Annotated in this window: 15 protein-coding genes; 10 read left to right on the top strand and 5 right to left on the bottom strand. The window is 65.4% G+C overall.

Annotation, left to right across the window (positions count from 1 at the left end):
* Positions 1–2: 2 nt before the first annotated feature.
* Both A0U87_RS13865 and argB read left to right on the top strand, forming a co-directional pair.
* On the top strand, positions 3–635 hold the full coding sequence (locus tag A0U87_RS13865) for a queuosine precursor transporter (RefSeq protein ID WP_010338459.1): 633 nt from the start codon (positions 3–5) through the stop codon (positions 633–635).
* A 25-nt stretch (positions 636–660) separates the two neighbouring features.
* Positions 661–1578 carry an acetylglutamate kinase gene (gene argB, locus A0U87_RS13860; RefSeq protein ID WP_004208351.1) on the top strand — a complete coding sequence of 306 codons (918 nt, stop codon included), beginning with the start codon at positions 661–663 and terminating at the stop codon, positions 1576–1578.
* Between the two features lie 8 nt (positions 1579–1586).
* Here argB and A0U87_RS13855 read toward each other — a convergent pair whose 3' ends face one another.
* On the bottom strand, positions 1587–2108 hold the full coding sequence (locus A0U87_RS13855; protein WP_048937582.1) for a GNAT family N-acetyltransferase: 522 nt from the start codon (positions 2106–2108) through the stop codon (positions 1587–1589).
* A gap of 160 nt (positions 2109–2268) precedes the next feature.
* On the opposite strand from A0U87_RS13855, the gene A0U87_RS13850 reads away from it, so the two are divergent.
* The 5 genes from A0U87_RS13850 (at position 2269) to A0U87_RS13830 (ending at position 5174) form a co-directional block, all read left to right on the top strand.
* Positions 2269–2562, top strand: coding sequence for a YggT family protein (locus tag A0U87_RS13850; RefSeq protein WP_004208349.1), 294 nt, complete (start codon positions 2269–2271; stop codon positions 2560–2562).
* A gap of 140 nt (positions 2563–2702) precedes the next feature.
* Positions 2703–3026, top strand: a complete 324-nt coding sequence (locus A0U87_RS13845; RefSeq protein ID WP_048937663.1) for a DUF167 family protein — start codon at positions 2703–2705, stop codon at positions 3024–3026.
* On the top strand, positions 3023–3916 hold the full coding sequence (gene folD / locus A0U87_RS13840) for a bifunctional methylenetetrahydrofolate dehydrogenase/methenyltetrahydrofolate cyclohydrolase FolD (RefSeq protein WP_048937581.1): 894 nt from the start codon (positions 3023–3025) through the stop codon (positions 3914–3916). The genes A0U87_RS13845 and folD overlap by 4 nt, the downstream gene beginning before the upstream one ends.
* Complete coding sequence (locus tag A0U87_RS13835) at positions 3913–4560, top strand: hypothetical protein (RefSeq protein ID WP_048937580.1); 648 nt, start codon at positions 3913–3915, stop codon at positions 4558–4560. Before folD ends, A0U87_RS13835 begins: the two co-directional genes overlap by 4 nt.
* Complete coding sequence (locus A0U87_RS13830) at positions 4557–5174, top strand: MarC family protein (RefSeq protein ID WP_004208345.1); 618 nt, start codon at positions 4557–4559, stop codon at positions 5172–5174. The genes A0U87_RS13835 and A0U87_RS13830 overlap by 4 nt, the downstream gene beginning before the upstream one ends.
* 157 nt (positions 5175–5331) lie before the next feature.
* On the opposite strand, the gene A0U87_RS13825 is transcribed toward A0U87_RS13830, so the two are convergent.
* From A0U87_RS13825 to pedF, 4 genes are all read right to left on the bottom strand, one after another.
* Complete coding sequence (locus A0U87_RS13825) at positions 5332–6099, bottom strand: response regulator transcription factor (RefSeq protein WP_048937579.1); 768 nt, start codon at positions 6097–6099, stop codon at positions 5332–5334.
* Positions 6100–6112: 13 nt separating this feature from the next.
* On the bottom strand, positions 6113–7867 hold the full coding sequence (locus A0U87_RS13820) for a methanol/ethanol family PQQ-dependent dehydrogenase (protein ID WP_137405632.1): 1755 nt from the start codon (positions 7865–7867) through the stop codon (positions 6113–6115).
* A gap of 95 nt (positions 7868–7962) precedes the next feature.
* Entirely contained in the window at positions 7963–8826 is an 864-nt protein-coding gene (locus A0U87_RS13815; RefSeq protein ID WP_048937662.1) for a transporter substrate-binding domain-containing protein, read from the bottom strand.
* Between the two features lie 5 nt (positions 8827–8831).
* Positions 8832–9260, bottom strand: coding sequence for a cytochrome c-550 PedF (pedF, locus tag A0U87_RS13810; protein WP_137405631.1), 429 nt, complete (start codon positions 9258–9260; stop codon positions 8832–8834).
* A gap of 167 nt (positions 9261–9427) precedes the next feature.
* On the opposite strand from pedF, the gene A0U87_RS13805 reads away from it, so the two are divergent.
* From A0U87_RS13805 to A0U87_RS13795, 3 genes are all read left to right on the top strand, one after another.
* On the top strand, positions 9428–10390 hold the full coding sequence (locus A0U87_RS13805) for a PQQ-dependent catabolism-associated beta-propeller protein (RefSeq protein ID WP_048937577.1): 963 nt from the start codon (positions 9428–9430) through the stop codon (positions 10388–10390).
* Positions 10391–10510: 120 nt separating this feature from the next.
* Positions 10511–11890, top strand: coding sequence for a porin (locus A0U87_RS13800; RefSeq protein WP_137405630.1), 1380 nt, complete (start codon positions 10511–10513; stop codon positions 11888–11890).
* A 104-nt stretch (positions 11891–11994) separates the two neighbouring features.
* The coding region (locus tag A0U87_RS13795; protein WP_170978399.1) for a TonB-dependent receptor plug domain-containing protein at positions 11995–12629 on the top strand (635 nt) is incomplete at its 3' end.

Raw genomic sequence — 12629 nt, 5'->3', positions numbered from 1 at the left:
CGATGACTTCATCGCCCGCGCCGCTGACCCGCTCCCTCTTCGTCTTTTCCATCCTTTATGGCGGCATGGTCTGCATGGCCGGCGTGCTGGGGGTGAAACAGGTCGCCCTGGGGCCGCTCGCGGTGGAGGCCGGCATCTTCGCCTTTCTGCTGCTGGTCATCATTTCCAGCGCTGTGTCGGAACTGCACGGGCAAAAGACCGCGACCGCGCTGGTGCGCCTGGGCTTCGTGCCGCTGCTGGTGTCGGCCGCGCTGATCCATATCGTCATCGCCCTGCCGCATGATCCGGGCATGTATCCGCCTGCCGTCGATGCCTTCCCGATCGTCGTGGGACAGGGGTCGCGCATGATGCTGGCGGGCCTCATTTCCTATGGCACGTCGCAGACGCTCAACGTCTTCATCTTTTCGCGCCTGGCCGGGGGAGAGGGCCGTCTGGTCTGGCTGCGCGGTATGGTGGCCAGCGTCGTGTCGCAGATCGTCGACACCCTGCTGTTCATCACCATCTCCTTCTATGGCGAGCGGCCGATCATGGACCTGATGGTCGGGCAGATGATTACCAAGGTGCTGCTGTCGATCATCCTGGTGCCGCCTCTCATCTCTGCGGCCGTCGCATTGGGCCGTCGCCTCGATCGATAACTTGCCGTAGCGCGCATATGGGCTTATGCGCGCGCGCATGACCAGCAACTACGCCCCCGATCCCGCGCTCCTCGCGAAGGCCGAAACCCTTGTCGAGGCGCTGCCCTATATGCAGCGCTATGCGGGCAAGACCTTCGTCGTGAAATATGGCGGCCACGCCATGGGCGATCCGGAGGCTGCACGCGACTTCGCCGAGGACGTCGTCCTGATGAAGGCGGTCGGCATCAATGTCGTCGTCGTCCATGGTGGCGGGCCGCAGATCGGCGCGATGCTCAAGAAGCTGGGCGTCGAATCGCAGTTCGTGAACGGCCTGCGCGTCACCGACAAGGAAACCGCCCAGATCGCCGAAATGGTGTTGGCCGGCTCCATCAACAAGGAAATCGTCGGCTGGATCAGCGGCGCGGGCGGCCGCGCGGTCGGCATCTCGGGCAAGGATGGCGGCCTCGTCCTGTGCGAGAAGGTCGGCCACAGCCGCGCGCCCGATCCCAATTCGGGCATCGAGCGCCATGTCGATCTGGGCTTTGTCGGCGACCCGGTCTCGGTCGATCGTCGCATCCTCGACACGCTGACCCAGGACGGCATCATTCCGGTGGTCGCGCCCGTGGGCATCGGCGCCGATGGCCATACCTATAATGTCAATGCCGACACCATGGCTGGGGCGATCGCCGCCGAGCTTCAGGCGTCGCGCTTCTTCCTGCTGACCGACGTGCCGGGCGTGCTCAACAAGGACAAGGAATTGCTGACCGATCTCGATCCGGCGGCGATCCATGCGCTGCAGGTCGACGGCACCATCACCGGCGGCATGATCCCGAAGCTGGAAACCTGCGTCAAGGCGGTCGAGAGCGGCGTCGATGCCGCCGTCATCCTGGATGGCCGGGTGCCGCACGCCATGCTGCTGGAAATCTTCACCGATCGCGGTGCGGGCACGCTGATCCGCAAATAAGCGCCGATTTACCGGAGCAGGATTGCCGGATCAGCCCAATATATGCGCTTTTCCGGCAGGGTCCGGCCGTCCGGGCCGGGCTTGTCCCAATCCTCGACCTCGATCCCGCCGCGCGAGGCGTAGAAGCCGCGCGCGGCCAAATTGTCGCTGTAGCACCACAGGAACAGGCCGGTCTGGGGCCAGCCCTCGATCGCCCATTGCGCCCCGCGCGCCAGCAATGCCGTGCCAAGGCCCGTGCCGCGCGCGGCGGGCAGGGCGTGGAGATTGTCGACCAGCGTGCCCCAGCGATCATCGGCCCCGCCGATGATGCAGGTGAAGCCCATCGGCTGCCCGTCCCGCTCGGCGATGATGATGCGCTGTCCCGGCGCCGGATGTTCGAGCCGCTGCGTCCAGGTGGCCAGCCGCTCGGCCTCGATCCCGCCCGCCAGATAGGCCGGGTCCATGATATGGGCATAGGCGATGCGCCAGCTTTCCACATGCATGGCGGCGATCAGCGGGGCATCGGCGGGGGAGGCGTCACGAAAATCCATGACCCAGCTATAGCGCGACGGGCTGGTCCCGCTACCCCTTCCTGCCGAACCGGCTTTTGCAGAACTATGGCGTCCTTTGGTGGAATAAGGGACTGTCGCGACTTGTGGCCGGCCCCATGCCTCGGCTAGAGCGAGCGCCAACCGCTCTTTCGGAGACCGCATGGCCTACGCCCTCTATCAGACCATCGTCATCCTGCTCGACGTGCTGTGGTGGATCATCATCATCCAGGCCGTCATGAGCTGGCTGATCGCCTTCAACGTCGTCAACATGGGCAGCGATTTCGTGCGCACCGTGATGGTCGCGCTCGATCGGATGACGGCGCCCATCTATAATCCGATCCGCCGGGTCATGCCCGACCTCGGCGCGCTCGACCTGACGCCGATGGTTGTCCTGCTGGGCATTCTCATCATCCGCCAGGCGATCCTGCCGCCGCTCTTCTCCAGCCTGATGTGACCGGCTGTTTGAAAAATCGCGAAAGAGCGATTTTTCAGCGCGGTACCAGCCCGCTCCCCCGCCCAACCACCCGATCCAGTGTCATCCTGTCGGGTGGTTGGGCGGGGGAGCGGGCTGGTACCGGCTTTCTCAAACAGTCTCTGACCGGCTGGCGCCGGGACGGGGATGACCTCATTCTGGCGGTCCGCCTGACGCCCGGCGCCACGCGCGAGGATGTCGGCGGGCGCTGGACCGACGAATATGGCGCGCACTGGCTGTCCGCCCGCGTGCGCGCCGTGCCGGAAAAGGGAAAGGCCAATGCGGCGCTGATCGCGCTGCTGGCCAAGCGGCTGGATTGGCCCAGGGGGGCGATTTTGCTGGAATCGGGTGATACCAACCGGCTAAAGCGATTGCGGATACAGGGCGGGGCGCAGGCGTTGGACCGGCTGACCGCCATCATCGAGACATGGATAGACGCGACATGACGATCGGCAAGATTATCGACGGCAAGGCTTTTGCGGCCGGACTGCGGGACAAGGTGGCCGATGGCGTCGCCGCCTTCGTGGAACAGACGGGCCGCAAGCCGGGCCTGGCCGTGGTGCTGGTGGGCGAAGATCCCGCGAGCAGCGTCTATGTCCGCAACAAGGGCAAGATGACGGTCGCCGCCGGCATGGAAAGCTTCGAGTTCAAGCGCCCCGACAGCATCGGCGAGGATGACCTGCTCGACCTGATCGAGGAACTGAACCATGACGACCGCGTCGACGGCATCCTGGTCCAGCTGCCGCTGCCCAGGCATATCGATGAAGCGGCGGTGATCGCCGCGATCGACCCGGCCAAGGATGTCGATGGCTTCCATGTCGTCAACACGGGGCGTCTGGCCACCGGACAGGATGCGCTGGTGCCCTGCACGCCGCTCGGCTGCATCATGCTGCTGAAGGATGAACTGGGCGACCTGTCGGGCATGGAGGCGGTCGTGGTCGGTCGCTCGAACATCGTCGGCAAACCGATGGCGGCGCTGCTGCTCGCGGAAAATTGCACCGTCACCATCGCCCATAGCCGCACCCGCGACATCGCCAGCATCGTCCACCGCGCCGACATCGTGGTCGCGGCCGTCGGCCGCGCCGAAATGGTGAAGGGCGAATGGATCAAGCCGGGCGCGACGGTGATCGACGTCGGCATCAACCGCGTGGTCGATACCGAAGATGGCAAGGGCCGGATCGTCGGCGATGTCGCCACGGCCGAAGCGCTGTCCCATGTCCGCGCCATCACCCCGGTCCCCGGCGGCGTCGGCCCGATGACGATCGCGGTGCTGCTGCGCAACACGCTGGTCGCGGCCCATGCGCGCGCGGGCCTCGCCAAGCCGGAGGGGCTGTGAAGGGGCGCGGCGCGCTCCTCGCCCTCAGCCTGGTGATGCTGGTCGCGGCCAAGCCGCCGATGCGTTACCAGCCCGATCCCAGCTCGGTGATCGCGGCCGAAATCGCCTTCAACCGGCTTGCCCAGCAAAAGGGACAATGGACCGCCTTTCGCGAGACGGCGGCGGATGACGCCGTGATGTTCGTGCCGCAGCGGGTGGCGGCGAAGGACTGGCTGAAGAAGCAGGCGGACCCGCCGGCCTCGGTCAGCTGGTCGCCCTCGATCGTCTATGTCTCCTGCGACGGCCTGCTCGCCGCCAGCACCGGTAACTGGAAACGGCCGGACGGATCGGTCGGCTATTTCACCACCCTGTGGCGGCGCGACAAGAAGGGCCGCTGGCAGTGGATCCTCGATCATGGCGATCGTCTGGCTACCGAACGGGAGGCGCCGGAATTTCTGACCGGCAAGGTTGCGACCTGCAAGCGCGGCGCGCGGCCCGAAGGTCCACCCCCGGCAAAGGGGGAGGCGCCGCCGGTGCCGCAGGATGACAGCCTGATCTGGTCTGCCGATGTCGCGACCGACGGCAGCCGCCGGGTCACCGTCCGCATGTGGAACGGGACCGGCTATGATGTGGTGATCGACGACAAGGTGGGGGCGCCGTCATGATGGAATTGTTCATATCCGCTTTCGTCACCCTGTTCGTGGTGATCGATCCGCCGGGCTGCGCGCCCATCTATGCCAGCCTGACCAGCGGGGCGAGCATTGCCCAGCGCCGGTCGATGGCGATCCGCGCGGTCGGCATTGCCGCCGCCATCCTGCTGGTCTTCGCCCTGTGGGGTAAGCAGCTGCTCGGCGTGCTCGGCATCGAACTGGACAGTTTCCGCATTGCCGGCGGCATCATGCTGTTCATGATTGCGATGGACATGGTGTTCGAAAAGCGCACCCAGCGGCGCGAGGATCGGGCGCAGAAGATCGCCGAGACGCCGGAGGTGGAGGATGTCTCCGTCTTTCCGATGGCGATGCCGATGATCGCCGGGCCGGGCTCGATCGCGACCGTCATGCTGCTGATGTCGCGCGCCGACGGCATGGTCGACCGGCTGGTCGTGCTGGTCGCGGTGGCGGTGACTTTGGTACTGATGCTGGGCGCCTTGCTGGCGGCCGGGCCGTTGATGGCGATCCTGGGCACCAAGATCGAGGCGGTGATTACCCGCCTGCTCGGCGTGCTGCTCGCCGCGCTCGCGGCGCAGTTCGTGATCGACGGGCTGAAGGCCAGCTTCTGACCTGTCCCTGCCTGTCCTACAGCCCCTGTTCCATGCTAGTCGGGAACAGGGGACGATAGGGATGGGGCGCGCAACATGATTTCCAACATCGGCATCAAAATGTCGAAATGTGCGGGAAATATGCGAAGTTAAGAGCGGGATTTCCTATTTTCCGCGGTCAGTTGTCGCCGTCGAAATGGACCCGATTGGCCAGGATCACCGCCTGGGTCCGGCTGAAGACGTTGAGCTTTTGCAGGATCGCGGAGACATGCGCCTTCACCGTCGTCATTGATACGCTCAGGTCATGGGCGATCTGCTTGTTCAGCCGGCCATGGACCAGATGGGTCAGCACGATCCGCTGCTGCGGCGTCAGGCTACCGATCCGGGTCAGGATATCCGCCTCCTCGGCGCTTTCCTGCGGCGCCTCGTCGATCGCGTCGGGCATGTAGATTTCGCCTGACACCACCCGGTGCAGCGCATCGACGATAGCGCTGCGCTTCATCGACTTGGGGATGAAGCCCGCCGCACCGGCGCCCAGCGCTTCGCGCACGATCGCCCGGTCGAACGCGCCCGACACCATCACCACCGGCAGGATCGGGTGGCGACTGCGCAGCAGTTTCAGGCCATCGAGCCGCTTCACGTCGGGAATATTGAGGTCGAGCAGCACCAGGTCGAAATTGGACTGTTTCTCCAGCGTTGCCAGCGCTTCCTCCAGGCTGGCCGCCTCGAAAATCTCGCAGCCGTCGAAACTGACCGCGATCACGCTGCGCAGCCCGTCGCGCACCAGCGGGTGATCGTCGACGATCAGCACCCTTTCCATCATCGCATCACTGTCTTCGACCTGCATGTCCGCCCCCTGGCCATGATGATGGATCATAGGCGGGGGCGCGGCAAATTGCCCGCGATTTCCGCCGTGCATATGCTGTCCGCGCCCCATGACGATCATCGTCCTCGCCTCCTTATTTGGCCAGCTTGAACACCCAGAGCGAACCGCCCTGATTGATGTCCTTGAAGGACTTGGCCACTTCGCCGCCCCACAGCGGCACCGCGCCGCCCCAGCCGGACATGACGGCGACATATTGTTCGCCATCCTGTTCCCAGGTGACCGGCGATCCGACCACGCCCGACCCGGTCTGGAACTTCCACAATTCCTTGCCGGTCTTGGCGTCGAAGGCCTTCAGATAGCCTTCGGGCGTGCCGGTGAAGACCAGGTTGCCGGCGGTCGACAACACGCCGCCCCACAGCGGCGCCTTGTTCTTATATTCCCAGACGATCTTGCCGGTCTTGGGGTCCATCGCCCGCAGCGCGCCGATATGATCCTCGGCGATCGGCTTGATGGTGAAGCCCGCGCCCAGATAGGCGGCGCCCTTCTTGTAGGCGATCGGCTCGTTCCAGATGTCCATGCCCCAGTCGTTGGACGGGATGTAGAACAGGCCGGTGTCCTTGCTATAGGCCATCGGCATCCAGTTCTTGCCGCCCAGGAAACTGGGCGAGGAGAAGACGGTGCTGCCCTTCTCGGTCGCGCTCGGCGCACCGGGGCGACCGGCCGGGATCACGATCGGCTTGCCATTCTTGTCATAGCCGCTGGCCCAGGTGGTCTGCATGACGAAGCGGTTGGCGCTGACGAACTTGCCGTTGGTCCGGTCGAGCACGAAGAAATAGCCGTTGCGGTCCGCCTTGGCGCCCAGCTTCATCGGCTTGCCGTTGATCGTCGCGTCGAACGGGATGAACTCGTTGACCCCGTCGAAATCCCAGCCGTCATGCGGGGTGGTCTGGTAATGCCATTTGATCACGCCGGTTTCGGGATCGATCGCCAGCGTCGACGCGGTGTAGAGATTGTCGCCGGGCCGCAAATGGCTGTTCCAGGGGGCCGGGTTGCCGGTGCCGAAATAGAGAAGATTGGTTTCCGGATCATAGGTGCCACCCAGCCAGGTCGCGCCGCCGCCGGTCTTGTAGAGATCGCCCTGCCAAGTCGCGTTGAGCTTGCCGGTGATGCCATTATCCTTGCCGCGCAAGGTGCCCATGTTTCCTTCGATCACCGGGCGGTGCCAGATCAGCTCGCCGGTATCCACGTCACGGGCCTCGACCGCGCCGACGATGCCGAACTCGCCGCCCGAATTGCCGGTGATGACCATGCCCTTGACGATCAGCGGCGCGGCGGTCGCGCTGTAGCCGGCCTTGTAATCGGCGATCTGCTTGTTCCACACCACCTTGCCGGTATGGCGATTGAGCGCCACCAGCCGCGCGTCGAGCGTGGCGAAGATTATCTTGTCGCCATGGATCGCCGCGCCGCGATTGACGACGTCGCAGCAGGGCATGATGTCGTCGGGCAGGCGGGCATTATATTCCCATTTCTCCTCGCCGGTGCGGGAGTCGAAGGCATAGAGCCGCGAATAGGAACCGGTGACATAGATGGTGCCGTCATAGACCAGAGGCTGGGCCTCCTGGCCGCGCTGCTTCTCGCCACCTAGCGACGAGGCGAAGGCGGGCACCAGCTTGCTGACGGTGTCGGTGTTGATCTGGTTGAGCGTGCTGAAACGCTGTGCCTGCGGTCCCATGCCATAGGTCAGCACGTCGCCAGTCGATGCGGCATCGTTCATCAGGTCGACATCGGTAGGCCCGCCTGCCGCATCGGCCGCGAGCAGTGGCGCGGCCCCGGCCACCAGCGCGATCGCGGCTGCCCCCAGGAACGAACGCGTGAAACGTCCCGTCATAGTCATCCTCCCTTGTTTTCCGGCGTGATCAACGCCGTCGATGCCGCACCTTATGGGGCACGGCGGCCGTGCCAATTGGACCTTGGGTCGCCCGTTCAGCCGGCCGCGACGGCCGGCGCATAGGCGACGCCATGGCTTTCGAAGATCGCCTTGAGCGCGCCCGATTGCGTCATGTCGGCCAGGATGGTCTCGACCGCATCGCCCAGGTTCCGGCTATTCTCCTTCACCGCCATGCCGATGTCCCATCCGGCCGAAGTGAAGGCGGGCAGGGGGCTGGTGCGGCGGACGATGTTGGTGGCGCCGCTGTCGTGCAGCACCGCCTCGATCTGCGCCCGGCTGGCGAGCGCGCCATCGGCCCGGCCATCGGTCAGCGCGGTAACGGCTTCCGTCCCGCCGGGGAAATGGACGACATCCCTGGCCAATATGCCGCCGAATGTGCCGATCAGGTAGAAATCGGGAATGGAGTCGATCTCGACCGCCAGCCGCTTGCCGCGATATTGGGTCGGCGGCGCGTTGACGTCGATCTCGCCCTTGACCGCAGCAAACTGGAAGCTCTCGCGATAATAGGGGGCGATGATCGCGACCTGATCGTTGCGTGCGGCGAAAGTCCGGTCGAACGGCACATGCAGCATGATGTCGGCCGGCTGGAAGCCCAAAAGGCCGCCCTTCCACACCCCATTGCGCAGGTCGTCGTCGGCGCTTTCGTCCGCGACCAGTTCGGCAACGTCGGCGCGCACGCCCAGCCCCTTGGCCAGCGCCTGGGCCAGGTCGACGTCGATCCCGGTCAGCTTGCCGTCCTTGCGCCAGGACCAGGGGCGGTTGTCCTTATAGACTGCGACCCGAAGGACACCCAATTCCCTGACCTTGCCGAGCGGCGCGGCCTTTGCGGCCTGCCCGCCCGAAATATAGCCAACCAGCGCGGCGGCCGCCGCGCTGCTCAAGAAGGCGCGGCGATCCATCGCGATCACTCCTGATGCTTGGTTTCGAGCCAGGCGCGGATCGCCCATCCGGCCTTCTGTCCCAGCACGTCGCCGAAGGGCGGCATATAGACCTTGCCGTCATGGTTGGAGCCATGCTGGTAACGCTGGATGAACCATTCGTCGCCGCTGTCGCCGACTTCCAGATAGCGCAGGTCCGGCGCGATGCCGCCGCTTTCCGCGTCCAGCCCGTGGCAGCGGGCGCAATTCTGGCCATAGGCGGATTCGCCGATCTTGGCTGCCGTGGCATTGCCGCGATAGGGGTTGTGCTGCACCCAGTCGGCGCCGATTTCCGGCAGGGCCGATGTGTCGACCGCCTGCGGCGTGACATTGCCATGCGCCATCAGTGCCGATGTGATCGATGCGCCCGCCAGGCAGGCCGCGCCGAACAATGCGATCCGTCCGTAATTCCTCATCCCAAACCCTCGTCTGTGCCGCGTGCCTGTGCTGGCCGCATGTCGTCCCTGTCGCTGACGACTGTAGGGGAGGGCGGGGACGGCCCCCATTGGCCATTGGTACAATCCCGCCGCGACGGGCCGGGGGCTAATCCGCTATCAGGCCAAAAGAACGAGAGGATGCGGGCATGATGAAGGGCGTGATTGCGGGGCTTGCGCTGACGGTGGCGATCCCGTCGGTCCGGGCCGAGACGCTCTATGTCTCCAACGAGCGGGGCAATAGCGTCAGCGTCATCGATGCCGCCACGATGCAGACGGTCGCGACCTGGCCGGTGGGCGGACGGCCGCGCGGCATCACCCTCACCAAGGACGGCAAATATATCCTGCTCTGCGCCAGCAACGACCATGCGGTGCAGATGATCGACCGCGCGACCGGCAAGGTCGTCGCGGACCTGCCATCGGGGCAGGATCCCGAGCAATTCTTCCTGTCGCGCGATGGCCGGACCTTGTTCGTCGCCAATGAGGATAATGCCGCGCTGACCGCGATCGACCTCGACAGCCGCAAGGTCGCCTTCCAGGTCGATGTCGGCAAGGAGCCCGAGGGCGTGGCGCAAAGCCCCGACGGCAAATGGGTGGTGGTGACATCGGAGGATGACGGCGTCGTCAACTGGATCGACCTGGCGAACAAGACGATGGTCGACGCGACCGAGACTGATCAGCGCCCCCGCCATGTCGAATTTACCGCCGATGGCAAGGAGCTGTGGATCGCGGCGGAGATGGGCGGCACGGTGCAGATTGCCGATCCGGCCACGCGCAGGATCGTCGAGACGCTGCATTTCGCCATTCCCGGCGTGCAGGATTATCAGCTATTGCCCTGCGGCATACGCTTCACGCCGGACGGCAAGACGGCGGTCGTGGCGCTCGGCCGCGCCAACCATGTCGCGCTGGTCGATGTCGCCACCCGCAAGGTCCGCGCCTATGTGCCGGTCGGCAAGCGGGTCTGGCATGTCGCGGTCAGCCCGGACGGCGTGCGCGCTTTTGCCGCCAATGGCCTTTCGGACAATGTCTCCGTGATCGACCTGGCTGCCGGCAAGGTCGTCGGCACGGTGGCGGTCGGCGCCGGGCCGTGGGGCATCGCCGTCGTGCCCTGACCAAAAGTATAGCGAGGTGCGCGGGAGGAGGACGAGAACCAAAGTCCAATTTCGGCCGCCATCGCCGCCGCCCACTCTTCCCGACAGCCGGCACGACCGGCGCACAAGAGGGAGGATGAGATGGCACGGGGAACATTCCTCGGCAGCGCCGCCATGGCGTTGCTGTTCGTCGCAGGGGCAACGCCGGCGAGCGCCGGGACGACGAGCGAACTGCTGAAAAGGCTGCATGAGAAGGGGATCCTCACCGACGAGGAATATGCCCAGCTGGCAAAGGAAGACGCTGCCGCGCCGGCCGCTGCCGCTGCGCCCGCCGCGTCGGACGGCAAGCCCGTGGTGCGCGTCGCCGACAGCGGCGTCGGGTTTGAGGTGGGCGACGTCACGGTCAAGATTTCCGGATCGGTCAACGGTTTCTACACCCATGAAAATGGCCAGGCGGCCGGGCCGAATACCGATGTCGTCGGCGGTGTCGTGCCGGTCGGCGGCAATAGTTCGGCGATCCGCAACGGCCTGTTGCCCGGCTATCTGAAATTCGATGTCACCACCAATCAGGGCGGATGGGACGTCGGCGCCCATTTCGGCATGTATCCCGGCATCAACAGTGCGGATTATTCGGTCGGCGGCGGCGCCAATGCCGGCGGGCGGCCGGTGGCGCTGCAGACCGCCGGCATCGATTTCCGCCAGACCTACATGACAATCGGCCGTTCCGGCCTGGGGGAGTTCAAGCTGGGGCGCGACATCGGCCTGTTCGGCTCGGAAGGCATATTGAACGACATCACTTTGCTGTCTGTCGGGTCGAGCGGCGGCAATGTCGCGCCGTCCAACACCTCGCTCGGCCGCATCGGCATCGGCTATATCTATACCGATTTCCAGCCGCAGATCACTTACACGTCGCCCAGCCTGTCGGGCTTCCAGGTCTCGGTCGGCGTCTTCCAGCCGCTCGAATCGCTGACCGGACCGGGCGAAAGCAACAAGTCGCCCGGCTTCCAAGGCAAGATCGTCTATGACGGCAAGTTCGGCGATTTTTCGGCCCGCGCCTGGCTGTCGGGCATCGCCCAGCGGCATAATCGCGTCGACGGCATTTCCTATACCGGCAGCGGTTTCGATACCGGGGCCAAGATCGGCTACGGCCCGATCGTCCTCACCGGCTATTATTATAATGGCTCGGGGCTGGGCACGACGGCGCTCAACCTGTTCGACACCGATGCCGCCGGCAACAAGCGCGACAGCGACGGCTTCTATCTTCAGGGGCTGGCGACCTTCGGCAAATTCTCGGTCGGTGGCAGCTATGGCGAGAGCAATCTCCATTATGCCAATGCCGCGGACGCGCTCGCCAACCCGACGTTGATCCGCAAGAACAGCAGCTGGGTGGGGCAGGGCCGTTATGGCCTGACCAGCTGGGTGACGCTGATCGGCGAATATATCCACAGCACCTCAAAGGCGCATAATGGCAATGAGGCGCAGGGCGACACGATTGCCGCCGGCGCCATCCTCTTCTTCTGAGCGGGGGAAGGGCCATCGGCCCAAAGGCCAATGTTCCGGCAAGGGGCGGCATCCTATCGAAGGGATGCCGCCCCTTCGCATGACGGGGCGGCAGGGGAGGATATATGCGCAGAACAAAATGGCTCGCGCTCGGCATGGCAATGGCGCCCTTCGCGGCGCAGGCGGAAACACCCGATGGCGCTGGCGAGGCGATGGCCGCCGCGTCGATCGTGGTGACCGGCACGGGCCTCGCCCTGCCGCCTGGGACGCCGGCCTATGGCTCTGTGGTGATCGACCGGGATCGGCTTGAGGATGCGGCGTCGGGTCGGATCGAGAGCGTGCTGGCCGATGTCGCGGGCTTCCAGCAGTTCCGCCGCTCTGACAGCCGAGCGTCCAATCCCTCGAACCAGGGCGCCACCCTGCGCGCGCTGGGTGGCAATGCGTCGAGCCGGACCCTGGTGCTGCTTGATGGCGTGCCGGTGGCTGATCCCTTCTTCGGCTATATCCCCTTCTCGGCTTTGGTGCCCGACCGGCTGGCGCTGGTGCGGGTGACGCGCGGCGGGGGCAGTGGCGCGTTCGGGGCCGGCGCGGTTGCCGGCACGATCGAACTGGCCAGCGCCACCCGCGACCAGATGCCACACTTCGGCGCCAGCGCCTTCTACGGCAGCAGGGATGCGACCGAGCTGTCGGCCAGCATCGCGCCGGATCTGGGCAGCGGTTACGTGTCGCTGTCCGGCCGCTGGGATCGGGGCGACGGTTT

This window comes from Sphingobium sp. MP9-4 (assembly GCF_005281675.1).
GTDB lineage: Bacteria > Pseudomonadota > Alphaproteobacteria > Sphingomonadales > Sphingomonadaceae > Sphingobium > Sphingobium yanoikuyae.
Note: the sequence above shows the minus strand (reverse complement) of the source record. Positions and strands in the feature narration are given on the sequence as shown.